General features: G+C 70.2%; 24 protein-coding genes and 1 tRNA gene. 13 read left to right on the top strand and 12 right to left on the bottom strand.

The window, feature by feature from the left end; translation table 11 throughout:
• The first annotated feature begins 91 nt into the window (after positions 1 to 91).
• The gene (locus tag ATL45_RS09325) at positions 92 to 1,186 is read left to right on the top strand and encodes a serine hydrolase domain-containing protein (RefSeq protein ID WP_093155856.1); all 1,095 of its coding nucleotides are present in this window, start codon (positions 92 to 94) and stop codon (positions 1,184 to 1,186) included.
• Between the two features lie 47 nt (positions 1,187 to 1,233).
• On the opposite strand, the gene ATL45_RS09320 is transcribed toward ATL45_RS09325, so the two are convergent.
• Positions 1,234 to 1,716 (bottom strand): Pycsar system effector family protein, encoded by a 483-nt coding sequence (locus ATL45_RS09320; protein ID WP_093155854.1) that lies wholly within the window; start codon positions 1,714 to 1,716, stop codon positions 1,234 to 1,236.
• A gap of 138 nt (positions 1,717 to 1,854) precedes the next feature.
• Between ATL45_RS09320 and ATL45_RS09315 the strand changes: the two genes are divergently transcribed.
• Positions 1,855 to 2,445, top strand: a complete 591-nt coding sequence (locus tag ATL45_RS09315) for a DUF6506 family protein (RefSeq protein ID WP_093155852.1) — start codon at positions 1,855 to 1,857, stop codon at positions 2,443 to 2,445.
• On the opposite strand, the gene ATL45_RS09310 is transcribed toward ATL45_RS09315, so the two are convergent.
• Together ATL45_RS09310 and ATL45_RS09305 are read right to left on the bottom strand one after the other, a co-directional pair.
• Entirely contained in the window at positions 2,446 to 2,934 is a 489-nt protein-coding gene (locus tag ATL45_RS09310; RefSeq protein WP_211841203.1) for a MarR family winged helix-turn-helix transcriptional regulator, read from the bottom strand.
• Positions 2,935 to 2,962: 28 nt separating this feature from the next.
• Positions 2,963 to 3,784, bottom strand: a complete 822-nt coding sequence (locus tag ATL45_RS09305) for an SAM-dependent methyltransferase (protein ID WP_246025245.1) — start codon at positions 3,782 to 3,784, stop codon at positions 2,963 to 2,965.
• Positions 3,785 to 4,025: 241 nt separating this feature from the next.
• Here ATL45_RS09305 and ATL45_RS09300 point away from each other — a divergent pair, with 241 nt between their 5' ends.
• Genes ATL45_RS09300 through ATL45_RS09285 form a run of 4 tightly spaced genes read left to right on the top strand, consistent with a single transcriptional unit; the run spans position 4,026 to position 12,122 of the window.
• A complete protein-coding gene (locus tag ATL45_RS09300; RefSeq protein ID WP_211841202.1) occupies positions 4,026 to 5,558 on the top strand; it encodes a DUF2397 domain-containing protein in 1,533 nt (510 codons plus the stop codon).
• Entirely contained in the window at positions 5,447 to 6,697 is a 1,251-nt protein-coding gene (locus ATL45_RS09295; protein ID WP_211841201.1) for a TIGR02678 family protein, read from the top strand. Before ATL45_RS09300 ends, ATL45_RS09295 begins: the two co-directional genes overlap by 112 nt.
• Entirely contained in the window at positions 6,694 to 10,884 is a 4,191-nt protein-coding gene (locus ATL45_RS09290; protein WP_093155846.1) for a TIGR02680 family protein, read from the top strand. Before ATL45_RS09295 ends, ATL45_RS09290 begins: the two co-directional genes overlap by 4 nt.
• The gene (locus ATL45_RS09285) at positions 10,884 to 12,122 is read left to right on the top strand and encodes a TIGR02679 domain-containing protein (protein ID WP_143121700.1); all 1,239 of its coding nucleotides are present in this window, start codon (positions 10,884 to 10,886) and stop codon (positions 12,120 to 12,122) included. Before ATL45_RS09290 ends, ATL45_RS09285 begins: the two co-directional genes overlap by 1 nt.
• Here the strand turns inward: ATL45_RS09285 and ATL45_RS09280 are convergent.
• Positions 12,108 to 12,530 carry an SRPBCC family protein gene (locus tag ATL45_RS09280; protein ID WP_093155843.1) on the bottom strand — a complete coding sequence of 141 codons (423 nt, stop codon included), beginning with the start codon at positions 12,528 to 12,530 and terminating at the stop codon, positions 12,108 to 12,110. The two genes, ATL45_RS09285 and ATL45_RS09280, sit on opposite strands and share 15 nt — an antisense overlap.
• Positions 12,531 to 13,163: 633 nt before the next feature.
• On the opposite strand from ATL45_RS09280, the gene ATL45_RS09270 reads away from it, so the two are divergent.
• Positions 13,164 to 14,240: a hypothetical protein gene (locus ATL45_RS09270; RefSeq protein ID WP_093155840.1), complete on the top strand. Its 1,077-nt coding sequence runs from the start codon at positions 13,164 to 13,166 to the stop codon at positions 14,238 to 14,240.
• 344 nt (positions 14,241 to 14,584) lie between these two features.
• Here ATL45_RS09270 and ATL45_RS09260 read toward each other — a convergent pair.
• A tRNA-Arg gene (locus tag ATL45_RS09260) sits at positions 14,585 to 14,657 on the bottom strand.
• Positions 14,658 to 14,785: 128 nt separating this feature from the next.
• Here ATL45_RS09260 and ATL45_RS09255 point away from each other — a divergent pair.
• The gene (locus tag ATL45_RS09255; RefSeq protein ID WP_093155838.1) at positions 14,786 to 16,831 is read left to right on the top strand and encodes a tetratricopeptide repeat protein; all 2,046 of its coding nucleotides are present in this window, start codon (positions 14,786 to 14,788) and stop codon (positions 16,829 to 16,831) included.
• On the opposite strand, the gene ATL45_RS09250 is transcribed toward ATL45_RS09255, so the two are convergent.
• The 7 genes from ATL45_RS09250 to rpmB form a co-directional block, all read right to left on the bottom strand.
• A complete protein-coding gene (locus tag ATL45_RS09250; RefSeq protein ID WP_093155837.1) occupies positions 16,818 to 17,966 on the bottom strand; it encodes a CDP-glycerol glycerophosphotransferase family protein in 1,149 nt (382 codons plus the stop codon). The two genes, ATL45_RS09255 and ATL45_RS09250, sit on opposite strands and share 14 nt — an antisense overlap.
• Positions 17,967 to 18,165: 199 nt before the next feature.
• Positions 18,166 to 19,668, bottom strand: a complete 1,503-nt coding sequence (locus ATL45_RS09245) for a GGDEF domain-containing protein (RefSeq protein ID WP_342775258.1) — start codon at positions 19,666 to 19,668, stop codon at positions 18,166 to 18,168.
• Positions 19,669 to 19,733: 65 nt separating this feature from the next.
• Positions 19,734 to 20,411, bottom strand: coding sequence for a 5,6-dimethylbenzimidazole synthase (gene bluB / locus ATL45_RS09240; protein WP_093155835.1), 678 nt, complete (start codon positions 20,409 to 20,411; stop codon positions 19,734 to 19,736).
• 122 nt (positions 20,412 to 20,533) lie between these two features.
• On the bottom strand, positions 20,534 to 20,770 hold the full coding sequence (gene rpsR / locus ATL45_RS09235) for a 30S ribosomal protein S18 (protein WP_093155834.1): 237 nt from the start codon (positions 20,768 to 20,770) through the stop codon (positions 20,534 to 20,536).
• A gap of 4 nt (positions 20,771 to 20,774) precedes the next feature.
• Positions 20,775 to 21,080: a 30S ribosomal protein S14 gene (gene rpsN, locus ATL45_RS09230; RefSeq protein WP_093155832.1), complete on the bottom strand. Its 306-nt coding sequence runs from the start codon at positions 21,078 to 21,080 to the stop codon at positions 20,775 to 20,777.
• A 145-nt stretch (positions 21,081 to 21,225) separates the two neighbouring features.
• A complete protein-coding gene (gene rpmG, locus ATL45_RS09225) occupies positions 21,226 to 21,393 on the bottom strand; it encodes a 50S ribosomal protein L33 (RefSeq protein WP_093155831.1) in 168 nt (55 codons plus the stop codon).
• On the bottom strand, positions 21,393 to 21,629 hold the full coding sequence (gene rpmB / locus ATL45_RS09220; protein WP_093155829.1) for a 50S ribosomal protein L28: 237 nt from the start codon (positions 21,627 to 21,629) through the stop codon (positions 21,393 to 21,395). The genes rpmG and rpmB overlap by 1 nt, the downstream gene beginning before the upstream one ends.
• 87 nt (positions 21,630 to 21,716) lie before the next feature.
• Between rpmB and mrf the strand changes: the two genes are divergently transcribed.
• The 5 genes from mrf (at position 21,717) to ATL45_RS09195 (ending at position 25,770) form a co-directional block, all read left to right on the top strand.
• Positions 21,717 to 23,018, top strand: coding sequence for a ribosome hibernation factor-recruiting GTPase MRF (gene mrf, locus ATL45_RS09215; protein WP_093155828.1), 1,302 nt, complete (start codon positions 21,717 to 21,719; stop codon positions 23,016 to 23,018).
• Between the two features lie 43 nt (positions 23,019 to 23,061).
• Complete coding sequence (locus ATL45_RS09210) at positions 23,062 to 23,313, top strand: type B 50S ribosomal protein L31 (protein WP_093155826.1); 252 nt, start codon at positions 23,062 to 23,064, stop codon at positions 23,311 to 23,313.
• Between the two features lie 51 nt (positions 23,314 to 23,364).
• Positions 23,365 to 23,517, top strand: coding sequence for a 50S ribosomal protein L32 (gene rpmF, locus ATL45_RS09205; RefSeq protein ID WP_093155825.1), 153 nt, complete (start codon positions 23,365 to 23,367; stop codon positions 23,515 to 23,517).
• A 127-nt stretch (positions 23,518 to 23,644) separates the two neighbouring features.
• Positions 23,645 to 24,340, top strand: a complete 696-nt coding sequence (locus tag ATL45_RS09200) for a response regulator transcription factor (RefSeq protein ID WP_093155823.1) — start codon at positions 23,645 to 23,647, stop codon at positions 24,338 to 24,340.
• Positions 24,337 to 25,770 carry a HAMP domain-containing sensor histidine kinase gene (locus tag ATL45_RS09195; RefSeq protein ID WP_093155822.1) on the top strand — a complete coding sequence of 478 codons (1,434 nt, stop codon included), beginning with the start codon at positions 24,337 to 24,339 and terminating at the stop codon, positions 25,768 to 25,770. The genes ATL45_RS09200 and ATL45_RS09195 overlap by 4 nt, the downstream gene beginning before the upstream one ends.
• The last annotated feature ends 14 nt before the right edge of the window (positions 25,771 to 25,784 follow it).

Raw genomic sequence — 25,784 nt, 5'->3', positions numbered from 1 at the left:
CTGGTCAGGCCCCGTGAGTGGTTCGCGGTGCCATAGCGCCCCAAAACGCTCACGGGACGAACACCGACGAAAACTCAGCGAGGAGACGAAGATGACGAGACATCCGGGCAAGTGGCGGCTCGCGGCGTTAGGTGCCGCGGTCGCGACCGCGTTGGCCCTCCCGGTCTCGGCCCAGGCGGCCGAACCCGCGGACGTCCAGGACGTGCTGAAGGACTACCAGGCGCAGGTCGGGCCGGGGGCGGCCGTCTACGCCGACAGCGGAGCCGGTCCGTGGGAGCTTTCGGCCGGCACCGCCAAGTACGGCACCGTCCGGTCGATCACGTCCGCTGACCACTACCGGATCGGCAGCCAGACCAAGACGTTCACCGCGGTCGTGACGATGCAGCTGGTCGACGAGGGCGAGGTGGTCCTCGACGAGCCGATCGAGCGCTACCTGCCCGGTTTGGTCGCCGGCAACGGCCACGACGGGAACGCGATCACCGTCCGCCAGCTCCTGCAGCACACCAGCGGCATCCCGACCAACAACAACCCGACCCCGAAGGCCAACCCGGACGGCACCTACGAGCTGATCGAGCTGGTGCGCGACGGGCTCAGCCACCCGTCGGTGAGCGAGCCGGGCGCGGAGTTCCACTACTCCAACACCAACTACGAGATCCTCGGGATGCTGATCGAGAAGGTCACCGGCGCGCCGGTCGGCCAGGAGATCACGAACCGGATCATCCAGCCGCTCGGCCTGACCGGCACCAGCTACCCGGCCGCGGGTGACCGCTCCATCCCGGCGCCGCTGATCAACGGCTACATCGGTGGCCGCATCCCGCCGTTCTTCCTGTGGATCGACGCGACCGCGTTCGAGCCGTCGTTCTTCGGCCCGGCGGGCGGCATGATCTCCACCCAGCAGGACATCACGCGCTTCTACCAGGCGGTGGTCGCCGGTGAGCTCACCTCGCCGGAGAGCCTGGCGGAAATGCGGCGGACGGTCCCGGCCAACGGCGCGGAGGTCGGGCTCGGCCTCATCAGCTACACGCTGTCCTGCGGCGCGGTGACCTGGGGCCACAACGGAATGGTCCCCGGCTTCATGTCGAACACCGATGTGACCACCGACGGCAGGCACGCGGCCACGGTGACCAACGCCAACGTCATGTCCCCGAAGTACCGGGAACTGGTCGACGCGGCGATCTGCGGCTGACATCCGAAAGCCGGTGCGCGACAACGGCGCACCGGCTTTTCGCCGTTTCAGGCCAAGGTCGCGGAGGCGATGGCGGCGGCGATAGCGAGCAGCAGCGCGCTGATGATGAGCAGGCTGGACGTGCGCAGCAGCTTGAACTTCGTCGCCCCGACCTGAGCGACGACGAGCAACCGCTCGCGGTGCCAGCGCTGCGGATCGTCCGAGATGCGCGTGAAGTGCCGCAGCATCTCGGCGTCGGTCATCGATTCGTAGGTGGTGAAGCCGCTCCGCCGCAACCGCGGCCGCACGCCCCACAGCAGGAGCAGCAGAGCGACCGCGAGCAGCGTCAACGCGGCCCAGAACAGCAGAACGGCGGTGAGCGGCGCGGCGGCCTTCGGCAGCACGGCGAGCCCGACGGCGAGGATGGGACTGAACACGGCGAGCAGCGTGCTGGTCTTGGTCTCGGTGCGTGCCAGCGCGGCATCGCCCCGGCTGAGCTCGTCCTGGAGCAACCGCTCCACCACTTCCGAATCGGCCTCACGTTCGCCCATGCCGGAATCATGGCCCACCGAACCGTTCTCCGGAGCGCTTTCGGGGGACCGATGTCCACCGCGGGGAATAGCCGTCGAGGGTTCCGGGTTTGGCTTGGTGTTGAGTAGTTCAATGGCAAGCTAAATCGGAGGTGTCCGGTGGAACCGATCGACACGATGTTCGTCTTCCTCGCTCCCGGCGCCGAACGCGCTGGTCAGCGAATCGAGCAGCAGGTCGCTGGCGGGGTCAACGCGTTCGTGTGGGTGCCCGACGCCGAAGCCGCTGCCGAGGTGGTCGCGGCACAGGCCGCAGCGGGGCTCGAACTGGTCGAGCTCTACCGCGGCTTCAGCCTGCGCGAAGCGCGGCTGGTCGTCGACGCCGTCGACGGGCGGGCGCCGGTGGGGGTGTCCGGATTCGCCTTCGGTGCCGGGGCCGGCGAGGTGCGCGACTCCGTGACCATCTACGGGGCCGATCTCGAAGACCCCGGAGCGCGGCGCGTCGATGTGGAGGTCGACGGCAGGCGCACGTCGGTGGTGCCGGTCGCCGATGCGGAGGGCGCCGTCGCGGCGGCGGTCGAGGCGGTCGCCGCAGGTGCGGAGGTCGTGGAGGTCTGCGGCGGCACCCCGCTGACCACCGCGGCGCAGGTGGAGGAGGAGCTGGCGGGCCGGGCCGTCGTCGGTCTGGTCGCGTGGCCCTTCGAAGCGCTCCCCGGCGCGGCCGCTTACCGTGCGGCGTTCGAGGCCAGGTGATCAGCCGGTCTCGTGCGGCGAGAGCGCGGTCTTCAGCAACGTGGCGAGTTGCTCGCGCTGAGCACTGTCGAGCGGTGCGAGTAGCTCCTCATCGGCGGCCAGCACCGCTGCCAGCGCTTCGGTGGCGAGCTGCTCGCCGCGTTCGGTGAGCCGCACGAGCACAGCACGCCGGTCGGCCGGGTCGGTCTCGCGCACCACCAGACCGGCCTCGGCGAGCCGATCCAGCCGAGCCGTCATCGCACCGGAGGTGACCAGCGAGGACCGGGCGAGCTCGCGCGGGTTGACGCCCGCCGGATCACCGCGCCGCCGCATCGTGTTCAGCACGTCGAAATCGCCGTAGCTGAGCCCCAGCGGGCGCAACGCGTCCTTGATCGCGCGCTGCCCGTGCTCCGCCCACCGCAGCAGCCGGCCGATCACCTGCAACGGCTCGACGTCGAGCGAGGGTGCCCGCCGATTCCATTCGGCGACCATCCGATCAACCGAATCCATGGCCACCCCGGAATCGTAGTTCCGGGGCTCACCCGGCGGGCAGGACGCCGACGGCGGCGTAGCTGTTGGTGCGGGCGGCAGCTTCGCGGTCGACGGGGTCGTCCGGGCGCCACTCGGGAAGCAGCACCAAGCCGGGGTCGACGAGCTCGTAGCCGGTGAGCAGCTCGGCGATGTGGTCGCGGCTGCGCAGCGTGCCGGGTGTGGAGGTGCGGTTGTAGATCGCGTGGGCGCCGCGGAGCTGGTCGTCGGTGAAGGTGATCGGGGACAGGTGCGACAGCGCCAGGTAGCTGCCCGGCACGCAGGCCGCGCGGTAGCGGCGCACGATCTCCGCCGGATCGTCCTCGTCGGCCACGAAGTGCAGGATCGCAACGGCCAGCACGCCGACGGGGCGGCTGAAGTCCAGCAGCCCGGCGACCCCCGGAGCGCTCAGCACGGCTTCGGGATCGCGGATGTCGGCCTGCGTGACGCTCACCCGCGGCGTGCCGTCGAGCAGCGCTTCGGCGTGCGCGACCGCGACCGGCTCGCGATCCACGTAGGCGACGCGAGCCGCGGGCTCGGCTTCCTGGGCGATCTCGTGCACGTTGCCGACAGTCGGGATGCCCGACCCGAGGTCGAGGAACTGGTCCACGCCCTGCGCCACCATGAACCGCACTGCGCGCCCGAGGAAGGCGCGGTTGGCGTAGGCCCACTGCCGAGCGCTGGGAACGACCTTGAGGAACCGATCGGCGGTCTCCCGGTCGACGGCGAAGTTCGCGTTGCCGCCGAGGTAGTAGTCGTACATCCGAGCGGCGTTGGGCGATTCGATGTCGAAATCGCCTGCGGCCAAAGGATCAGCCTCGTGCTCTGCCACCCCGGCATGATCGTCTAGTCCCCGGCCACCCGGCAAGAGCCGGTCACGGCATGGGCTCGTCATCGACCCAGATGCCGAACTTGACGTTGGCGCCCTCGACGGAGGCGACGGTCGTGGTCAGACCGAGACGATCCTCACCGGCGGTCAGTACGCACCGTCTGGAGCAACCAGGATTCACCAGAACGGGTGATGTGTCGCCATTGTCCGTAACTGAGTGCTTCTCCTCCGTAGTCTGAGGCTCGTGATCGATCACGACGAGACGCCGGAGTCCGAGGCGCCTGCCGATCCGTGGTCCGCGGTGCTCCCCGGCCTCGAGCCGGTTCCTTCCTACTTGACCTCGCGGTTCGCCGCCCAGTACCGGGTGATCGTCGAAGTCCTGCTTGCCCAGCAGGACACCAGCCTGACCGGTCTGTCCTACGACGAGGTGGCGGCCGGGGTGCGTGCGCACCTCGCGGATCGGATGTCGGCCGATGTCGTCGATCGGTTGATGGGCCCCGAAGTGCTGCACCTCGACGCGCGGCTGGACCGCTTGGTGCGGTGGCGGGTGCTGACACGTTGGCAGGAACCGGCGCGCATCGGGGAGGACTTTCTGCGCAGGCGCGACCGCTACCAGCTCACGCCGCAGGCGGCGAGCCTGCACGCCTTCTGGTCATCTGTCGACGACGCCGAGGAAGCCGCCGGTGATCTGACTCTGGCACCGCGCGCCATCCACGACCGGCTGGTCGCGTTCGCCGAGTCGATCGAGCAGGCCGTGTACACCAGCGCGGCGACCGAGTTCCAGCAGATCGGAGCCATGCACCATGCGATGGCCACCTCGGCCCGCGCCTGGCAGCGCACGTTGGCACACGCCTTGTCCGGTGGTCCCGACGTCGGCAAGCAGGACGAGCTGTGGCAGACGCTGCGCTCTTACATCGGCATGTGGGGAGAACAGGTCGACGTGCACAGCCCGCGGATTGCGGAACTCGTGGGTGAGCTGGATCCGTTGCTTACCCCCGAGGTGTGGCGCGCGTGCGTGCGCGCGACGGTGGATGCCGAGGTGGGCGACGAAGTCGTGGCAGCTCAGGCGCAGCGCTGGATGGGTACCTGGAAGGCACTCGCTTCCTGGTTCGGCGGTTCGGACAGTCAGGCTCGGAGGCTGCGGCGGCAGCTCCGGGATCTGGTCGCGCCGTGGGCGCGCAACATGAAGATCTTGCTCGACACTGGCGGCGCAGTCACCCGGCGTACAGAGCTGCTGGCGCTGGCCCGCGCCGTGGAGCAGGCACCCGACGACGAAACCGCCTGGCAGGCCTGGGACACCGCGGTGGGTCAGTTCTCCGCTAGGCACTTGCTGTTGACGTCGGATTCCGCCGACGACCACGACCTGAGCTGGATGAGGGCGCCGGCCGCACCCGTCACCGCCAGGTTTCGCGAGCAGGGCGCGCGGGCTGCGGTCGGCAGGCGCGCCAAGATTCCCGACTACTCCACCGGAAAGCGGGAGGCTCGCCGGGCCCGGCGAGCCGCTGAAGCCGCCCGCAATGGCGCGGAGGCCGCGCTGCGGCAGCGCTCGGGTACTCGGCTGGCCGAATGGGGTGATGTCAGTGACGCCGAACTCGACCTGTTGATGGAGCTGATCGGAGTGGTCCGGCGAACGCGATCGGAGAGCTCGGTCACCGGTGATGGGCGGTGGCGTATCACCTTGCACCGACCGGAATTCGCGCACGACACCACGACGTTGCACGCGGAAAGCGGCAGCATGGTGCTGCTCAACTGGCACTTCCGGATGGATCCCGCGTGAGCCGCCACGCAGTCGAGCGGCAGCGAGCCTTCACGACACTGCTGCGCTTCCCGGTGCTGGAACGCCGCAGTCACCCCGAGGTGTGGTCGTTGGTTCGTGTCCACCAGGTCGTCCTCGGCGAGTGGTTCTCCCACCGGCTCGGCTACCGGTTGGTGGTGACGGATTCCGCTGCCCGCCTGTTCCGGCTGCCGGTCGACGGAACCGTGCTCGCGCCTCGCCGGTTCCAACCACCGTCCCGGCGAGTGATCGTGCTGGCCATTCTCGGTGCGGCGGCCGCCGAGGACGCTGAGGACATCACCACCACGCAGGATCTGTCCGACCGGGTGCGGGCGTTGTCCGCGCACGAGGACGTCGCGCTCTCGCCCTATGACCCCGACCGGTTCGCTGAGCGGAAGCTCTTCGTGAAGGCGGTCCAGCTGCTGGTGTCTGTAGGCGCTCTGCGGCCGACCGGTCGCGACGATGACGAACAGCGCGAGGGCTGGGCGCACCGTCGCGATGCTGTCGGGGGCGCGTACGAGGTGCGCCGGGAGTTGTTGTTGCGCATGGCAGATCCGCTCGCGTTGCGCGTTGCCCTTGCCGGAGGGCGCGACGACAGGCCGCCCGATGAGTTCGCCACCCGGCACAGCCTCATGCGACGGCTGATCGAGTTGCCGGTGCTGTTGCACGGCGATCTCACCGAGGCCGAACGGAGTTACCTGACCAGCCAGCGTCACAGGGTGCTGGCCTGGTGCGCGGAGATGACCGGCTGGACGGTCGAACAACGAGCCGAGGGGATGGCGCTCATCGCCGTCAACGAGACCGACACGGACCTGCCGTTTCCCCGGACGCGCGCCGCCGACTTCGTCGCTCTGATGGTGCTTGACGAACTCCTCCGCGCGCGTGGTGTCGGTGCGGTCGTGACCAGCGAGGACCTCAGGGCAGCTGCTGCCGAGGTCAAGGTGCGCTACCCGAAGGCGCTGATCAACGAGCTGCGTGCGGACGGCGCGGTGGAGTCCACGGCACAGGAGTTGCTCAGCGCGCTGGACCTGTTGCGGCCGATCGAGACCGGGGACGCTTGGTGGCTGACTGCTGTCGCCGCGCGCTACCGGGATCCGCAGGTCGTTGTCCTGAACGCGAGGTTGGACGAGGAGGCGGAGTGACCCAGCTACGAACCGACCGCGAGCAGTGGCTGTCGGCCGCTATGGCCGGTGGGCTGCCCGAACCCGCGCTTCGTCGATGGCAGCCGTTGCGCGTGGGCATCGTCAACCTGTGGGAGTACGACGAGGCCGAGTTCTGGTTCGCCGACGGTCGTCTGGTGCTGCGCGGCGGCAACGGCGCAGGCAAGACGAAGGTGCTCGAACTGACCACGCTGATGCTTCTGCGCGGTGAGATCGGTGCGTCCGTGCTCGATCCATTTGGTTCGCAGCACCGCACGATGCGCTTCAACCTCCTGCCTACAGGTGAGGACGATGACCCCCGTCCGGCAGCGGACGCCGGGCTGGGCTATGCCTGGGTCGAGTTCGGTAGGCTCGACGACGACGGCACGCAGCGGTTCTTCGTGTGCGGCATGGGCGTGAGCGCGCGCCGCGGCAGCGGCACTTCCGCGGTGACTACCTGGCACCTGGTCACTACGCTCCGACCAGGCCGTGATCTCCACTTGGCGTCGGCCGGCAGGCCACTCGATCAGAAGGAGCTCAAGAAGCTCCCCGGGGTCTCGGTGCCGGACGGAGCCGGCAGGTATCGCGCCCGGTTGGCCGCCGAGTTGTTCGGGCTGAGCCCTGAGGCTTACGACAACCTGACCGAGCTGCTCAAGCAGCTGCGCAGGCCCAAGCTCGGCGAGCGCCTCAACCCCACCAGCTTGGCTGACACCCTCCGGGCCGCATTGCCGCCGCTGGCCGGCACGGAGATCACCCAGCTCGCCGACGGGTGGGACAACCTCGAGAAACTGCGAGATGCGGTGGAGGAGACCCGGCGCGCCGCCATGCGGCTCGCCACGTTCGTCCGCACCGGGTGGAGGCCGTGGGCCCAGACTGTCGTCCGCAACCGGGCCGACAATCTGAGCTCGGCGACCACCGTTCTGGACGACACCACGAAAGCCCGGCGGAACGCCGAGCGGGCTCTCACCGAGGCTCGCGAGCAGGTCGGTGATCTGCAGGGAAGTGTTGAAACCGCCCGGTTGAAGCGACAGGACTGCCACACCGAGCTTCTGGAACTGGTCGGCAGCCAGGCGTTTAAAGACGCGTTCAACGCATCAGGCCGCGTTGATGCACTCCGGCACGAGCTTCGGGCGTTGAACGATCGAGACGCCGCGACCAACCGCAGGCGCGCGGCGGCTAAGAACGAAGTGTCCGCGGCTGCCTCGGTTGCCGCTGACGCCTCTCAGGTCGCTGTGGAAGCCGAATCGAAGGCAGCGGGAGCCGCCGAACGCGTCGAGGAGACGGCCCGGCCGGCCGGCCTGCGCGGTTCGACGGCCCGGCATCTTCCTAATCGCGACCTGGCCGGATTGCGCGTCGATCTCACGATGCGCCGCGAGCGCTTCGCCCGGCTGCGCAGCCTGCGCCAGACGTTCGACCGAGCCGAGATGGCCGCGATCCGGTCCGGCGAGGCGCTTTCTGATCGCCAGAACGACCTGGCCGAGGCGGCCGAGCACCGGGAAGAAGCCCGCGACGAGGTCGCGGGCGCAGTGGAGACGTTCCGCAGACAGATCCGGGAATGGAACGCCGGTGCCGTCCTCGCCAGGGCGGATGAGCGCCAGGTCGAGGACTGGTGCGATCTGGTCGCCGAGCTGACCGCCGTGGACCCGACTGAGGCGCGGCGCGTCTCACCGGATGCGGCTATCGGCCGGCACGTCGACGAGGTCCGCGAATCCCTGCGATCAAAACGCACCGACCTGGCCCACCAGCGGTCTGCAGTCATCGCAGCCCGCGATCGGGTCTCGGAGGAACTCGGCGACGTGCTCTCCAGGACCGAGCGGCCCCCGGCCCCACCGAGCTTGTGGATCCGCCGTGACCGGCCAGATTCAGGCAGCGAGGAGGGCGCGCCGTTCTGGAAGTGCGTGCAGCCCGTCGCTGAACTGCCCGCCGAGCAGGTGGGACTGTTGGAGGCGACCCTGGCCGCGTCCGGCCTGTTGGACGCCTGGGTCACCCCGGACGGCGGGCTGACCGTGACCGCCGATGGCGATCCGGCCGACACATTCGTCCAGATCGGACCAGGCCGGCCCGCCACCAACCTGACGGCAGTGCTGGAACCCACACCGGTGGGCGGTGTCCCGGAATCCGCGATCCGCACGCTGCTCGCGGCGGTCGGCTGGCACGACTCAAGACCTGCAGGAGACCGAGGGGCGGACACCTGGCTGGCGGCGGACGGAACGTGGCGGTGCGCCGCCCTGACCGGTCGAGCCGAAGCCGGCCAACCCGCGTCGTACCTCGGCGCCACTGCCCGGGAAGCCGCCCGGCAGCGCGAGCTCCAGCGCCTGCGGGAGGAACTGGCCGAGCTGGACACTTCGCTCAGCTCGATCGAGGCGCGGATCGAGGGAGTCGAGGGCGACCTGCGTCGGGTCGCCGACGAGGCCGCGCGAATTCCCGGCGAGCGGCCCGTCACGGATGCCGTCACCACGTTGCGGGAGAGGGAACGCCGGGTTGCCGACTGCGAGCGCAAGGTGAGTCGGGCAGAGGAAGCTCATCGCGACGACCAGGAGGCCAGCGACGCTGCGTGGGCGGCCTTCTCCGCCTTCGCGAGCGAGCACTCCTTCCCCTTGGACGATCTCGGTGATCTCGACACTGCGTTGCAGAAATACCAGGAAGTCCTGAACGACCTAGCCAGACTGCTCGAACTGCTGGGACTGAGCACAGCGGCTCGCGATCGCGCAGAACGCGACCTCGATGCGGCTGAGCGACGTATGGCTGGGGTTGACGGCGAGCTGAAGGAGCTGAGCGAGCAGCGGCGGCAGCTCCAGGTCCGGTTGGGCACAGCTGAGCAGGCACTCACCAGCGGCGACCGTGAGCAGCTGGACCGCCGTACCGAGCTAGAGCGCTTGCTGAAGCTGTTGGATCGAGAGCTGGACGAACTTGACCGGAGGCGTTCCGACGCACAGGTCGTCGTGGCAAAGGCGGAAGGAACTCTTTCCCAGCACGAAGAGCGCCGCGAAGCTGCCGAGAAGAACCGCGACGCCGCGCTGGTGAAGTGGTGGGAGGTCTACGACGCGGGTCTCGCACCACCCCTCGGACTGGCCGAACCGGAGCGGCGGACCATCGAGTCCGCTCGTGAGTCGACTCGCGCAGCACGCCGCGGACTCCCGGAAGCCTCCGGCGTGGATCAAGCCTGGCGCCGTTGCTACAGCAAGCTGGAGGAGTTGCGGCAGCACCTCCTGCCCGACCGGGACGCCGGGGTGCAGGAGCCGGAGGGCGACGACGAGGTGCCGCGCGTGGTAGTCCTCGTCGACAGCAGCACTGGCAGGCAATCGCCCGCGGCCGCGGCAGATCTGCTCGCGAACCAGGTCAGCGAGCAGGAGACCGCCTTCGATGCCGAGCAGCAGCGAGTACTGGCCACGTTGCTCGGCTCGACGTTCATCGAGCACCTCAAGGACCGGCTCGACTACACCGCCCGCACGTTCAACGACATCAACCGGCAGCTGACCAGCCATCCCACCCGGCACGGCAACGCGGTCCAGCTGAAGTGGCAGGCAGATCCCACCGACCCGGACGCAGGCACGGTCGTGGACGCACTCACCCAGGGCTACCAGCAGCTCTCATCCACCCGGCAGGAGACGGTGCGCGCCTTTCTCGCGCGCAAGATCGACGAGGCCAGGGCGAACGCTGCGGCCGAGGGATCCGGCGATTGGCGGGAACAGCTCTCCGCTGCCCTCGACTACCGCGGCTGGCTGAAACTCTCCCTGCAGTACCGGTCCGCCTCGACGAGCCGGTGGGTTCCGTTCGACGCGGCCAAGCACGGGGCCAAATCCGGTGGAGAGAAGGTCGTCCTGCTGTCCCAGCCGCTGTTTGCCGCAGCGGTCGTCGCCTACAACGCGGCGGCTGAGCACGCACCCAGATGCGTGTGGCTTGACGAGGCGATGACCGGCGTGGACGAGGAGATCAAGGCATCCTTCATGGGCTTGACCGTGAGCTTCGACCTGGACGTGATGCTGACCGCCCACGACGAGTGGTGCAAGTATCCGACCGTGCCGGCGGTCGCTGTCTACGACCTGGCCAGGCACAAAGGTCTCGCGGGCGTCGACGCCGTTCCGTATCTGTGGTGCGGTGGCGAGTGGCGCTCTGTTCCGACGCCCGACCGGAGCACGGCCGACGCTCTGCCGGCCGACGGCCTGTTCACCGCGGGAGCCACCGAGTGATGGCCGGACTTCCACCGGGCATCGCGGAATGGGCGGGCCTGCCGGGCCCGGCTGCGGTGCTCGCCGCCGTGCACACCCGGGCCAGACGCGGACACCGCACCGAGACGGGGACGTTGACGGCTCTGTCGCTGACCACCGAACAACGCCACCAGGTCGCGCTGGTGCTTGGTACGGGCTGGGAGCTATCCGGAAGACCCGTGCGGCTCCAGGACCTCGCGGCGAAGCTCTCCGAGCACGACCTGACCGTGCGGAGCCTGGTCGAGTCGCTCCGCGGCGAAGCGATCGAGCCGGATCGCGTTCGTCATGAGCGAGCACGGGATGTGGCGGATGCGGAACGCGCGCGCACCGTCGAAACACTGACGGCCGTGGGAGTGGACCCGTCGGACGTGGACCAGTGGCTGGCAGCCGGCGGCCTCCCACGCCCGGGAACCGGAGCGCTGCAAGGGCTGGCGGTGCAGGTCGCGGCGGTGATAGCCCATCTGCACCAGGTCGATGCCGGGATCCGTCTCGCGCAGCTCGCCGCGGATGTCCTGCACGACGCTCATGCGCTCGACTCCGATCAACCGCTGGGACGTGCAACGGCCCGCCTGCTGGCGATAGCCCACGGATTCCCGAGGCCGCAGCGGGCGGGACGGGCGTGGCGCGCCGCGTGGGCGTCTGCCGGAGTGGTCTGCGACGGTGTGTCATCCCGAGTTCTGGTGCTGAACCTGCCGCTGACCGGTGATTCCCCTGCTGCGAGGTTGTGCGCTGCCGCGCCCGGGGAACCGATCTGGTTGAGTCTGCGCACGCTCACCGGCACCTGGAGTGTTCCCGCCCTCGACGTCTTCGTCTGCGAGAACCCCACCGTTGCTGAAGCCGCGGCGGACGCGCTCGGGGCGCGGTGCCCACCGCTGGTGTGCACCGACGGGATCGCCTCCGGAGCCGCTCTCGATCTGCTGGCGGGACTTGTCGCGGCAGGCTGCGTGCTTCACGCGCGAGCGGACTTCGACCCTCCGGGCTTCACGATCGCCGACCAGGTGCTCTCGGTCGCCCCGCAATCGCGTTCCTGGCACTTCGACGCACGAACCTACGCCCGTGAATGCGGCCTGACCGGAGAGCACGACGCCGCCCAAGACCTCATGCCCGCGCTCACGGCCCTGCGTGCCGTCTACGCCGACACCCCGGTCCACGAAGAACGAGTCCTCGCGATGCTCCTGACAGACCTCGCCATCTCTCCGGAGCGATCAGTCGCCAGGTGATTCGCAGGTGCGCACGAGGGCTGCGGCTTCTTCGTCGACGAAGCGACGGATGCGCCCGGCGACCAAGGGCGTCAGCAGGCGCGCGAGACCACCGGTGAAGTCGATCCGCAACCGAACTTCGCTGACTTCGCCGACGGCCCGGATCCAGTGCGAGGCGACCATCCGGCCGCCTGCGAAGCGGGTGGCCCAGCAGAACGACGAGCCCGGCTCGACCTCGACCACCTCCCACACGGCGGCGGCCACCCCGGGCTGCTTGACCCGGAACCGGTGCCCGACCTGCAACGCCCCGTCCAACGCCGCGACCGAGCTGACGGTGGGCGTCCACCCGGGCCAACCAGGCACATCGGCCAGCACGGCCCAAACCGCGTCCGGCGGCGCTGAAATCGTCACGGTCGTCTCGTGTCGCATAGCCACCCTCCCGCGCAGCACGGTATCGCCGATCACCGCGACGGATCCAGGAAACGGCACTAGCAGCGAATTTCAGTCCCGGCCGGGAACCAGCGCGCTGATGCACGGTAGATCGTCAGCCTGTGCGTATACATTCGTGCGACGCACCGCCTGGCACTACGGAGAACATGCGCGCCACCACGCCGAGCACCAGCTGCCTGACCGCCGCCGACCTGGTGGAGGCCTGGCGAAACCTCGGTCTCACCGGTGGTCTCAACGGATTCCGATTGCGAACGCCGGTCGCTTGGCGTCGTTGACGGACATTTCCGGTTGATTCATGGGGGTAAAGTGGGGATCGCCTCAGAGGCTGTTGGGTGATTGATTGCGCTGCGAGATGGTTTCCGCGGTGAGTCGGCGGGCGGCTTCGCGTTCGGTGGTGTTGGACCAGTGGACGGTCTGGTCGGCCAGCCGGGTGGCCATGAGACGGATCATCGCGAGTTCGATCGTGGTTTCGGAGTTGGTGGTCCGGCGTTCGTAATCTCGTGCGAGGCGGCGATGACGGATCAGCAACCCAGTCGTGAGCGGGCAACCACGCTGCGCGATCCGGCTCGCACGCCGTACCGGTAGCCCAGCGGCTCGTGTATAGATACCGCCATGGCAACAGATTCCGGTCGAGCGAGTGCTGGGCCGTACACCGCTCGTCTCGTCGCCACCGTCGATGCTCCGCTGGACCCGGCATCCGCGGACGCGCCAGAGGTGCGGCACTGGCCCGGGCGCGAACTGCTGGTGCAGCGCGGGGACGCCGAACTGGTCGTCCGCGACCTGGACGGTCCGGCAGCAGTGGTTCGCTTCCCGGCACCGTGGCCGCGCCGTTTCGGCTCGGTGGCGGTCTCTCCCGAGGCCGATCTCGCCGTGTTCGCCGGGGTGCACGCGCTGCAAGCGGTGGACCCGACCGGTGCCGTGCGGTGGGAGCTTCGGCACGGCTGCTGGTCGGCCGCGGTGTGCACCGACGCCCACGCGTCGTTCGCCGAGTACGCCGACGACTACTACCACGGCCAGGCCGACCGCGGATCGGCCGCCTTTTCCTCGGACGGCAAGCTCCTGTGGGCCCACGTCCGCAACTGCGCGGGAGAGGACGTCAAGGAGGAGTGGCTGATCCTCGACCCCGCCGACGGCAGGGTGCTGGCTCGTGCCGAGACGATGACCGTGGGATCGGGCTCTTTCCACTCCCCGCACCCGAATCCCGCGTACATGGGGCTGACCGTCGCTGAGGGGCACGAGGAGTCGCCCGTGCTGTGGGGCCACTGGGACGGCGCGAAGTTCAGCGTCCAGCGGTTCGACGAGGAGGTCTTCCTCGCGGTGAGCCCATCCGGGGACCACCTCGTCGCAACGGATCCGGGGCAGTGGTCCCTCTACTTGCGCCGTGCCGAGGACGGCGTGGAACTGCGGCGGCTGAACGCCGCGGACGCGGTGCCGCAGAGCGGCGACGACCGTCCCTGCTGGGACTTCGAGGCGGCGTTCCCGGACGACGACACCATCGTGGCCGGGATCGAGAGCGCCGCGGATCCCCGCCATTGGCTCGTCGACGTGAACACGATGACCGTGCGCGGCCGGATCGACTATCCCTTCCCCATCTCGGGTTCTCCCCGCTCGGCGGGTCGCGGCACCTGGTACACGGCGGCCGAGGACGGGACCGCACTCCACTTGTGGACCCTCCCGCACGACGGATGAGCTGACCGCCTCAGGACCGCAGCCAGGCAACCCCGTCCGAGGCGCACCCGCTCGGTGCCTGCTGGAGTGGCAAGGTGACCACCTCGGCGACGCGCCCAGCCGACCCTGTGCAGTCAGGACGTCGATGCTCTAAGCGCTCGACTTCTGCGGTTCCTGCGGGGCCGCCCTCGGTCATGACGACCCGAGCATGACTCAGGACGTGTACATGAACCGGGGGATCGTTAGCAGCTCGGCCGCCGAGGCGCTGGCGAACATGCAGCTGGAGGGCTGAGCCCGAAGGTGGGGACAAAGTGGGGGTTGATCTCGAACTAGATCAGCCCCCACTGCTGTTACCAGCGGTTTTGCGCCCCCGGCAGGATTCGAACCTGCGACACCCGCTTTAGGAGAGCGGTGCTCTATCCCCTGAGCTACGAGGGCCTGGTTGGAGGGTACCTGGCGTGTTGGGGCGGGTTGGCACCGGTCGGGTTCGCGCCAGGCGGCGGGCAGTGCTGGGTTCGTCGCGTATCGTCAGGTGATCGTTACCGTTCGGGGTCGCCGGGGTGGGTATGGGCAACGAGAACCGCGGTTCCGCGCGCAACATCGTGCAGGTCGGGGCGTTGCGCGGGGACGTTCACATTCACGAGGCGGTTGGCGCGCAGCCCGTGGCTCCGGGGGAGCTGCCCGCCGCGCCTGCTCACTTCGTCGATCGGGACGGTCCGCTCGCCGAGCTGGACGAGCTGCTCGGGGAGTCGCGGGAGGGGCGGGCCGCGTGGGCGGTGATCAGCGGGGTCAGCGGTGTCGGGAAGAGCGCGTTCGCCGTGCACTGGTCGCACCTGGTCAAACGGGGGTTCGAGGACGGGCAGATCGTGTTCGACTTCCGGCGCGGGGCGCGGGACCTGGGTGATGCCGCCGAGCACTGCCTGCGCTCGCTCGGTGTCGAGGCGGAGTTGATCCCGCCGGCGACCGACGACAAGGTCGCGATGCTGCGGAGCTGGACGCAGGACCGGAAGCTGCTGTTCCTCTTCGACGACGTGGTCGAGCTGGAGGACGTCCTGGAGCTGCTGCCCGCGTCCGGTGCGAGCGTCGTGCTGTGCACGAGCCGCCAGGACGGGGCCGAGCTCGCGGCCGACGGGGCCCTGCCGATCAGGCTGAAGCCGCTCAACTCGGGTCACGCGCTCGACTGCCTGCGGCGGAAGGATCTCCGGGAGCGCGTGGACGCCGAGCCTGACGCAGCGGCGGAGCTGGTGGCCAGGTCCGGCGGGCTGCCCATCGCGCTCAACGTGATGATCGGGCTGCTGGCGCGCCGGACTTCGTGGACCATCGCGCGTGCCGTCCGGGAGCTGTCGGAGCGGAGCAGGCGGCGGACGCACTTCCGCAGGGCCTTCGCCGAACTGGACCTCGCGGTCGAACAGCTGACGCGGGCCGAAGCCCGCGTGTACGGGCTGCTGGGGCGAGTTGGACTCGCGCTGCCTGCCGGGGCGGTCGCGGCGTTAGCCGACCTCACCGAGATCGACGCCGAAGCCCATCTCGACGAGCTGCACAGGATTTGTCTGGTGGAAGAGAACGATCAGGAGCAGTTCCTGCTCCACGACCTCGTGACCGAGCACGCCGCCGAAACCCTCGGTGCGTCCGACGCGTCGTCCGACGACGCGGTCCGCCGCCTCGTCGCGTGGTACCGGCAGCAGGGCGCGTTCGCGGACCGGATGGTGACGGAGCCCAGCAGGCTCCGCGTCGTCGATGACGAAGTCACCGGGGAGAACCCGTTCACGCGCGAGGAAGCGCTGGAATGGCTGCGCAGCGAGCGCGTCAACCTGCTCGGCATGGTCCGGCTGGCGGCCGAAAGCGCTTGGCACGTCGACGTGATCGCGCTCTGCGACGGCCCGCTGTGGGCGCTGCACAACCAGGACAAGCACTACTCCGACACGTTGTCCGCCCTGGCCGAGGCCGTCACTTCTGCCGTGGCGATCGAGGATCTGCCCGCCGAAGCGCGCATGCGCAGCCTGCGCGGCCAGCTGCTGGTGGAGTGCGGTGAGCTCGATGAAGCGCTCGCCGAGTGCGCCGAGGCCGTGGCGGTCGCCGAGCGTGCCGGGCACCGGCGGATCTTGGCGTCGGCGCTGGAATTCCAGGGCAAGGCGCTGCACGCTCTCGAGCGATTCGGAGCAGCCATCGAGAACTTCCGGCGGGCGCGGCAGCTCAACGCCGAGCTCGGACGCCAGCGCGGCATGGCGATCCAGGACTACCTGATCGGCAAGTCGCTCTCCGCGCTCGGCCGCAACGAGGAAGCGCTCCAGGCCTTCGGCTCGGCGACGGAGCTGATCGCCGGGTTCCCCGGGGACAAGCGGACGCCCAGCCGGATCAGCGTTGCCGCGGCGCGCGTCCACCAAGCGCTCGGCCAGCACGAACAGGCTGCTTCCCAGCTCCGCGAAGCGATTTCGGCAACGCGCGAGCGCTCGTCCTTCGACGTCGCGGAACCGCTGGAACTGCTGGCGGATTCGCTGACCGCGCTCGGCCGTCCAGGTGCGCGGGAGTGCCTGGAGGAAGCTTTGGAGATCTACGAGCAGGCCAGAAGCCCGAAGGCCGAGCGGGTTCGGCGGAAGCTCAGCGAGGGGTGAAGAGGTCCACTGGTTCTGGGCGGGCCGGCCAGGGTGGTTCCGGTAGGTCCAGGTGGTGGTAGATCAGTTCTCGCAGGCGTTGGTGGGAGTTGCCTGCGAAGGTGCGGTCGGCGAGCTCGTGGTGGTTCGGGACCGGGGTCGCCGCTTCGATCTGGGGTAGGAGATCGGCGGTCGGGTCGAGGTGTTGGGCTCGGTCGCCGAGGAGCGCCATCGGGGATCCCGGGACCACCTCTGCGTCGCCGAATGCCGCTAGTAGCAGTGGTTTTCCGAGCGCTGCCGCGTAGAGGGCCAGTGAGCCGTGGTCGCTGATCACCACGTCCGCGGCTACCAGTGCTGCCTGCCACTTTCGCAGGCGGGGGATCAGCAGCAGGTCGTTGTGCAGGGCCGTGCGGAGCCAGGTTTCCAGCTGGAGCCGCTCGTACTTCTGCCAGACGTTCGGGTGCAGGGCCAGGGCGATCCGGTGGTCCGGCAGGTCGGCGGTCAGGAGTTTTGCCAGGTCACCGCGCTTGGCGAAGAGCGACTCCGGGCCCCAGGTCGATGCCGCGAGGACCAGCCTGCGGTCACCGGCGAGCGCGCTTCGGTACTGCTCGCGCATGGGCAGGCTGGCTCGCAGGCGGGCGTAGCAGGGATCGCCGATCACCTCCGCGTGCGGCACTGCCTCCGGGCACTGGTGCTGGAGCTGGGCGAGCTGGCTCGGGTGCGACAGGCCGACGACCGCCGGGACGACTCGGCCTTCGTGCGTCAGCTGAGCGCGGGAGAGGCCGGAAACCTCAGCCGTGACACCGCTTTCGGTGGCTCGCAGCTTGTTGTGACCGGCGCCGTGGGGCAGCGTCAGCACCGGTATTTCGAGCTCGTGCAGCGGGCCGTTGCCGCTGGGGGAGATGGCGAGGTCGAAGTCCTTGCCGATGGCCGTTTCCCAGTCGACGACCTGGGCGCCGTGCAGGTGCAGCTGCTCGGCGAGGTTCGTCGCGAACTCGGATCCGGTCGCCACCGCGAAGCGGGTTTCCACGCGCATGTCGTCGGCCAGCAGCGGGAGCACGTCGAGCAGGCGGTCCAGCGCGGTCAGGGTGCGGACGACGCCCAGCACCCGCCGCTGGATCGGCGCGGAATCCCACCGACCTGCGCGCGCCGCCACGACCGCACCGGCTTCCGGGCTTCCGGGCTTCCGGGCTTCCGGGCTTCCGGGCTTCCGGGCTTCCGGGCTTCCGGGCTTCCGGGCTTCCGGGCTTATTGTAGCTGGTGAGGCGGGTTCTCCCGGCTCTCGCGCGGTGCGCATGACGGTCGATCCTAGTACCGCGCCGGAGCCGGAACAGCAGTGCGGCGCGGGCGTCCGATCAGGCCGTCGTCGACGGATCCGACGCCGGGCTCTCGTCGATCTCCACGCGGTTGCGCCCGGCTCGCTTCGCCCGGTACAGGGCGATGTCCGCGGCCGCGAACAGGTGCTCCAGGTTCGCCGGGCCCGCCGCCACGCCGATGCTCACGGTCGGCGGTTTGGTGATCCGGCCCAGCACCAGGCGCCAGTCGTGGTTGTGCACCGCCGCGCGGATGCGCTCGGCGACCACCGGCCCGGCCTCGCGGGAGTCCTCGCTGGATCCCACCAGCAGCACCACGAACTCGTCGCCCGCCCAGCGGCAGATCAGGTCGTCGGCGCGGCATTCGCGGCGCAGCAGGTGTGCGACCTCCTGGAGCACGACGTCGCCCGCCGGGTGCCCGGCGCGGTCGTTGACGTCCTTGAACCAGTCGACGTCCAGCAGCACCAGCCACGGCACGCGCCCCGCGGCCGCGGTCTGCTCCAGCAGCAGCGGAGCGCGGCGTTCCAGGCCCAGGCGGTTGGTGAGGCCGGTCAGCGGGTCGCGGAGCGCGGCTTCGCGGGCGGCCAGCGCCATGCGCTGGGCCTGCACCGCGACGCGGCGCTGCTCCAGCGCCTGGCCGAGCCCTTCGCGCAGCGCGTCGACGGCCAGCCGGCTCGCCGAGACGGTCCGGCGCAGTGCGGCGGCCTCGCCGACCGGGTCGGCCAGCGCTTCGCAGATGCCCGCCAGGTCGAGCGAGAACTGCATCATCAGCATCGTGTCGCGGATGGTCTCCGCGGCGTCGAGGGCCCGGCTGGCCAGCGTCCGGGCCTCCTCCAGCCGGTGCTGCTGGCGGCGCACCACCGCCAGCACCCAGTTGGCCACCGAGGAGGTGAACCAGTCGTCGGCCGCGCGGGCCAGCGCGAGGGCCTCCTGCGCGACGCGCTCGGCGGCGTCCGGGTCTCCCACGCCGACCAGCGCCCGCGCCAGCCCCGCCATCGCCGAGCGCTTCACCTGGCCGGGCTTGGTCAGCATCCGGGACTCGTCGAACAGGTCGCGGGCCAGGGCGAACTGCGCTCCCCGCTCCTCCAGCGGGAGGGTCGCGGCGCGGAAGATCCGGGCGTTGCCCTCGCGGTTCAGGCAGTGCGCCAGCGCGGCCGAGTCGTCGGTGTCGCGGGCGAGCTGCACCGACAGCGCCATCATCTCCAGCGCCGGGCCGCGGTGGCCGATGGTCTCCAGCAGGTAGCCGAGCATGCTGACGGTGTGCGCGGCGGCCGCACCTTCGGGCCGGTCCACGTCGAGTTCCGTCCAGCCCTCGGCGAGCAGCTCCAGCGCTATGGGGATGTGCTTCAGGCGCCACGCCAGGGACGCACGGTGCACCAGGACGGCCGAGCGGTTCCACTGCTCGGCGACCCGGTTCGCCCCGGCCTCGATGAGCTCCTCGAAGGCGGCCTCGGCCTCCGCGAAGCGGCCGGAATCCAGCAGCGACCGCACTTCGCGGTCCTGGGCCGGGATGTGGCCGGCCATCAGCGGGTCATCGTGCTGCACCGCTTCCTCGCAGGGGCGCACCTCGTCGTGGAACCGCGTGCCGGTGCGGTCTTGTCGCGCTCAGGCTACCGGTTGCGACCGTTCCCGTACTTGTCGTAGTGCAAGACGTCGTCCAGCGGCAACCGCTGCCGCCAGCCGTGACGCTCCAGGTCGGGGGTTTCGGCGAGCGAGCGCACCGGGCCCACGCACAGCCACGCGACCGGGCGCACTCCGGTCGGGATGCCGAGCAGCCTGCGCAGGAACTCCTCGCGGTAGAAGCTGACCCAGCCGACGCCCAGCCCCTCGGCGGTGGCGGCCAGCCACAGGTTCTGGATGGCCAGGCACACCGAGTACAGCCCGGCGTCGGCGATCGCGTGACGGCCGAGGACCTGCGGCGCGCCGCGGTGCGGGTCGTAGGTGACGGCGATGCCCAGCGAGGACTCCGCGATGCCCTCGACCTTGATCTTGGAGAACGTCCCGGCGCGCTCCTCGTCGAGCTGGGCGGCGAACACGCTGCGCTCGGCGAGCACGTGCTCGCGGAAGGCGCGGCGGGTGGACTCGTCGCGGACCAGCACGAAGTCCCAGGGCTGGGACAGCCCGACGCTGGGCGCGCTGTGCGCGGCGGTGAGCACCCGGCGCAGCACCGGCTCGGGGATCTCGGCGCCGGTGAACTCGCGGCGCACGTCGCGGCGGCGGTTGATGACCTCGTAGAGGTCGGCGGCGGGGGCGGTGTCGGTCAACTGGGAGCGTCCGGCGATCGTCATCGCCCTCCATCCTGCCCGGCGCCACCGCGCAGCAGTCCGGGGGCGTCCGCGGTGGCCGGTTTCGCGCGAGATCGGCGGGGGCGGGGTGGCGGTTTCGCGCGAATCACCACCCCGCCCGCGCGTCACTTGCGGCCGTTGGAGGGGTAGGGCAGGAGCGCCATCTCGCGGGCGTTCTTGATCGCCGTGGCGACTTCGCGCTGCTCCTGCACGGTCAGGCCGGTGACCCGGCGGGAGCGGATCTTTCCCCGGTCGGACAGGAACTTGCGCAGCAGCGCGGTGTCCTTCCAGTCGACCTGGACGACCCCTTCGCGCTGGAGCAGGTTGGGCTTGCGGCGGAAGCGCCGGTCGGTGTTCGGCACGGCGTCACCAGCTCGACTTCGTCACGCCCGGCAGCTCGCCGGAGTGCGCCAGCTCGCGCAGCCGCACCCGGGAGACGCCGAACTTGCGGAAGTAGCCGCGGGGCCGCCCGTCGATGGCGTCGCGGTTGCGCACCCGGACCGGGCTCGCGTCGCGCGGCTGCCGCTGCAGCTCCAGCTGGGCCGCGCTGCGCTCCTCGGGGCTGCTGCCCGGGGCGGCGATGATCTTCTTCAGCTCGGCGCGCCGCTCGGCGTGGCGGGCGACGATCGCCCGTCGCTGCTCGTTGCGGGCGATCTTGGACTTCTTGGCCACTGGGCCGTTTCCCTTCTGGACGTGCGGGACGTGGGTGCAGGTGGGTCTCCAATGTGGTCGTGAGCGTTTTGGGGTGCTATGGCGCCACAAAACGCTCACGGGCCTTGGACTGCCGAAACGATCGCCGGACGGAGGCGTCGGTCGGTCAGCGCTCCTCGCGGAACTCCACGTGCTTGCGGGCGACCGGGTCGTACTTGCGCAGGACCACCCGGTCGGGGTTGTTGCGGCGGCTCTTGGTCGTCACGTAGGTGAAGCCGGTCCCCGCGGTGGAGCGCAGCTTGATCACCGGCCGGTTGTCGGTGCTCTTGGCCATCAGAACCGCTCCCCTCGGGCGCGCATCTCGGCGGCGACCGCGTCGATGCCGCGCTTCTCGATCGTCTTCATTCCCTTGGTCGACACCCGCAGCCGGATCCAGCGGCCCTCCGAGGGCAGCCAGTAGCGCTTGCGCTGGACGTTGGGCAGCCAGCGGCGGCGGGTGCGGTGGTTGGAGTGGGAGACCTGGTTGCCGTAGCCGGGCTGCATCCCGGTCACCTGGCAGCGGATGGACATGACCTACCTCTCGATAATGACATTCGTTTTCAAAGCACGATACAGTGTGCCCGACCCAGATGAAAACCGTTGTCGATTGAGGTGGGGATGGAAACCGAGTCGTCCGCGAACCGGCGGATGCCGCTGCTCATGGTGGCCGGGATCCGCGCGGAGCAGGTCGCGTCGACCGCCGAGGCGGTGCGGCGGGACGATCCGGCGGGCACCGTGCTCGTGCACCACGAGCTGCGCGATGTCGCCCGAGGTGTGGTCCGGCGCCTGATCCGCCACGGTGACGCCGAGCGCGTCGAGGTGCTCGAACTCGCGCACGGCTGCGTGTCCTGCACCTTGCGGTTGGACCTGCTCCCGCTGCTGCGCGAGCTGACCGCCGCACCCGACGTGACCAGGATCGTCGTGCAGCTGGATCCGGCCCTGGAGCCGGACACGATCTGCTGGGCGCTCGAGCACGTCGAGGTGGACGGCAGGCCGCTGGTCACCGACGTCCGCGTCGAGGCCGTGCTCACCGCCGTCGACGCGGCGACCTGGCTCGCCGACGCGACCGGCCAGGACGAGCTCGTCGAGCGCGGGATCGGCGGCAGCCCCGACGACGAGCGCACGGTCGCTCAGGTCGCGGTCGGTCAGGTCGAGTTCGCCGATGCGGTCGTGCTGCTGGGCGAGGCCGAGGACCGCTGGACGCAGGTGCGCACCGAGGCGGTCATCGCCCGGCTGACCCCGACCGCGCCGCAACTTCAATTGAAATCGGACGTGCGATTTCAATTGAAATTGCGTCCGGACGTCGATGGCCTGGACGTTTCCGCGCTGCTCGCCCGGATCCCCGGCAACGCGCGGCGCGGGGAGATCGACGGCCCGCACGGCCGGCTGCTGCGCGGCCAGCCGTCGCTGGACACCGACGCCGGGGTGTCGACGGTGCTGTTCGAGGAGCGGCGGCCGTTCCACCCGGAACGCCTGCACGAGGCGATCGACGTGCTGCTGGACGGCGTGGTGCGCACCCGCGGCCGGGTCTGGGTGGCCAGCCAGCCGGACGTGGCGCTGTGGATCGAGTCCGCGGGCGGTGGGCTCGGCATCGCGCACGGCGGCCCGTGGCTGGCCTCGCTGACCTCCGAGCAGTGGGCCGAGATCTCCCCGGAGCGCCAGGTCAGGGCCTCGCTGAGCTGGGACGACTACTACGGCGACCGGACGCAGGAGCTGGTTGTGATCACCCACGAGGCCAACCCGCAGGACATCGTCAGCGCCCTCCACCACGCCCTGCTCACCGATGACGAGCTCGCCGCGGGCGAGCAGGTCTGGGCGACCTACGCCGGCCCGTTCGGCGAATGGCACACCGACCCGTGCGGCGACGACCCGGCGGAGCGGTCCGCCGACGCCGCGAGCGAACGGGGCAACCGGTCATGAGCGCGAGCACCGGCTCGTGGCCCCGACACCGCGAGGAGACATCGTGAAACCAGGCATCCACCCCGAGTACCGGCCGGTCGTGTTCCAGGACCGCACCACCGGGCAGAGCTTCCTGACCCGCTCCACCGCCACCTCCGATGCGCGCATCGAATGGGCGGACGGCAACACCTACCCGCTGATCGTGGTCGACGTGACCGCGTACTCGCACCCCTTCTGGACCGGCAACCAGCGGGTGCTCGACACCCAGGGCCGGGTCGAGAAGTTCCGCCGCCGCTACGGCGGTCGCACCCGCTGATCGCGATTTCGCGAGAAATCGCACCGAGCCCGACGAGGAGAGGAGACCGGGATGGCAGTTCCGAAGCGCAAGATGTCGCGGAGCAACACGCGGCACCGGAGGTCGCAGTGGAAGGCGGCGGCGCCGGATCTGGTGCCGATCGTGGTGGACGGGCAGCGCCGGCTGGTGCCGCGCGCCCTGATCCGGCACTTCCACCAGGGGTGACCCATCGGTCCGGGTCGGTCACCGCGGGTGATCGGCCCGGACCTGGGATGAGATGGTCATCACGGTGTTTCGCGACTAAGGGTGAGGTTCTCAGCTCGTTCTCAGGGCTAGAGGTAAGACTGTTGCCATGCGCATCCTCGTCGTCGACGACGATCGTGCCGTGCGGGAATCCCTGCGCCGGTCCTTGCAGTTCAACGGGTACCAGGTGGAGCTCGCCGCGGACGGTCAACAGGCCCTGGACCAGCTGGCCGCCAGCCGCCCCGACGCCATGGTGCTCGACGTGATGATGCCGCGGCTCGACGGGCTGGAGGTCGCCCGGCGGCTGCGCAGCACCGGCGACGACCTGCCGATCCTGGTGCTCACGGCCCGCGACGCGGTGTCCGACCGGGTCGCCGGGCTCGACGCGGGCGCCGACGACTACCTGCCCAAGCCCTTCGCCCTGGAAGAGCTGCTCGCCCGCCTGCGCGCGCTGCTGCGCCGCGCCAGCCCGCCCGACCTCGGCCAGGACGAGCACCCGGCGGCGCTGCGCTTCTCCGACCTGGAGCTCGATCCGGGCACCCGCGAGGTCCGCCGCGGCGAGCGCCCGATCAGCCTCACCCGCACCGAGTTCGCCCTGCTGGAACTGCTGATGGCGCACCCGAAGCAGGTGCTGACCCGCAGCCGCCTGCTGGAGGACGTGTGGGGCTACGACTTCCCGACCTCGGGCAACGCCCTGGAGGTCTACATCGGATACCTGCGCCGCAAGACCGAGGCCGAAGGTGAGCCCCGGTTGATCCACACGGTCCGCGGCGTCGGCTACGTGCTCCGCGAGACGCCGCCGTGACCGTCCCCGCTCCACCACCGCCGGATCTCGGCCCGCCTCAGCCCAGCAGGGGCCGGTTCCAGCGCGTCTCGCTGCGCAACCGCGTCACCTGGCTGGCGGCGATCTGCGTGGCGGGAGCCGTCGCGCTGGTGTCGGTCGCCGCGTTCGTGACCGTGCGCGACAGCCTCTACCAGCAGCTGGACGACAGCCTGACCGAGCGCGCGGTGGAGGCCGCCGAGGGGCCGCTGGTGCGCACCGCCGACCTGCAGCAGGTGCCGGTGGCGTTCTTCACCGCGACGAACTTCAAGATCAGCGTGCTCGGCGCCGACGGCACCGAGTTCGGCCCGAAGGACCAGCGGCCGCCGCTGAGCTTCGCGGAACTGGCGGTGGCGCGCGGCGAGGCGCCGCAGTCCCTGCGCACCGACCAGCGGTCCAACAGCCGCGTGGTGGCCGTGCCGACCGGGCAGAACGCCGCGCTCGTGATGTCCACCTCGATGGATCCGACCCAGCGCACGCTCGCCCAGCTCAGCGTGGTGCTGGTGGTGATGGGCGGCGCCGGGATCCTGCTCGCCGCGGCGGCCGGAACCGCCGTGGCACGCGCCGGGTTGCGCCCGGTGCAGCGGCTGACGGCCGCGACGGAGCGAGTGGCGCTGACCGGCGACCTGCGGCCGATCCCGGTCGACGGCGACGACGAGCTCTCCCGCCTGACGACCAGCTTCAACGGCATGCTCAGCGCGCTCGCCGAGTCGCAGGAGCGGCAGCGGCGGCTGGTCGCCGACGCCGGGCACGAGCTGCGCACCCCGCTGACCTCGTTGCGCACCAACCTGGAACTGCTGATGGCCTCGGCCCGGCCGGACGCGCCGAAGCTGGCCGAGGAGGACCGGCGGGAGATGTTCGCCGACGTCCAGGCCCAGGTCACCGAGCTGTCCGCGCTGGTCGGGGACCTGGTGGAGCTGGCGCGGGAGGACACCCCGCAGGCGGTGCACGAGCCGGTGGACCTGGTGGACGTGGTGGAGCGTGCGCTGAGCCGGGCCCGGCGGCGCGCGCCGCGCATCGAGTTCGACGTGCGGCTGCAGCCGTGGGAGATGATGGGCGATGCCACCGCGCTGGAGCGCGCCGTGCTGAACCTGCTGGACAACGCCGCCAAGTGGAGCCCCGACGAGGGCCGGGTGCGGGTGGACCTGGTGCCGGACGTCGCTTCCGGGCAGATCCTCCTGGAGGTCGCCGACAGCGGCCCCGGCATCGCGCCGGTGGACCGGCCGTTCGTCTTCGAGCGCTTCTACCGGTCGTCGGACGCCCGCACGCTGCCGGGCTCCGGGCTCGGCCTGTCGATCGTCAAGCAGGTCGCCGAGCGGCACGGCGGTTCGGTGTGGGCCGGCGAAGCGCCGGAGGGCGGTGCGCTGCTGCGCATGTCGCTGCCGGGGAACATCCCGCAGACCGAACAGCAATGAACAGCACTGCGTCG

This window comes from Saccharopolyspora antimicrobica (assembly GCF_003635025.1).
Lineage (GTDB): Bacteria > Actinomycetota > Actinomycetes > Mycobacteriales > Pseudonocardiaceae > Saccharopolyspora > Saccharopolyspora antimicrobica.
This window is presented reverse-complemented; position numbering and strand designations above follow the sequence as displayed.

Bases quoted from the DNA above. Each gene is read 5' to 3' on its own strand.
- rpmB (WP_093155829.1), bottom strand. From the start codon at position 21,629: ATGTCCATCCGCTGCCAGGTGACCGGGATGCAGCCCGGCTACGGCAAC.
- ATL45_RS09325 (WP_093155856.1), top strand. From the start codon at position 92: ATGACGAGACATCCGGGCAAGTGGCGGCTCGCGGCGTTAGGTGCCGCG.
- ATL45_RS09310 (WP_211841203.1), bottom strand. From the start codon at position 2,934: ATGGATTCGGTTGATCGGATGGTCGCCGAATGGAATCGGCGGGCACCC.
- rpmG (WP_093155831.1), bottom strand. From the start codon at position 21,393: ATGGCCAAGAGCACCGACAACCGGCCGGTGATCAAGCTGCGCTCCACC.
- ATL45_RS09280 (WP_093155843.1), bottom strand. From the start codon at position 12,530: ATGCGACACGAGACGACCGTGACGATTTCAGCGCCGCCGGACGCGGTT.
- ATL45_RS09320 (WP_093155854.1), bottom strand. From the start codon at position 1,716: ATGGGCGAACGTGAGGCCGATTCGGAAGTGGTGGAGCGGTTGCTCCAG.
- ATL45_RS09270 (WP_093155840.1), top strand. From the start codon at position 13,164: ATGGCAACAGATTCCGGTCGAGCGAGTGCTGGGCCGTACACCGCTCGT.
- ATL45_RS09255 (WP_093155838.1), top strand. From the start codon at position 14,786: ATGGGCAACGAGAACCGCGGTTCCGCGCGCAACATCGTGCAGGTCGGG.
- bluB (WP_093155835.1), bottom strand. From the start codon at position 20,411: ATGACGATCGCCGGACGCTCCCAGTTGACCGACACCGCCCCCGCCGCC.
- ATL45_RS09285 (WP_143121700.1), top strand. From the start codon at position 10,884: ATGGCCGGACTTCCACCGGGCATCGCGGAATGGGCGGGCCTGCCGGGC.
- mrf (WP_093155828.1), top strand. From the start codon at position 21,717: ATGGAAACCGAGTCGTCCGCGAACCGGCGGATGCCGCTGCTCATGGTG.
- ATL45_RS09200 (WP_093155823.1), top strand. From the start codon at position 23,645: ATGCGCATCCTCGTCGTCGACGACGATCGTGCCGTGCGGGAATCCCTG.
- rpmF (WP_093155825.1), top strand. From the start codon at position 23,365: ATGGCAGTTCCGAAGCGCAAGATGTCGCGGAGCAACACGCGGCACCGG.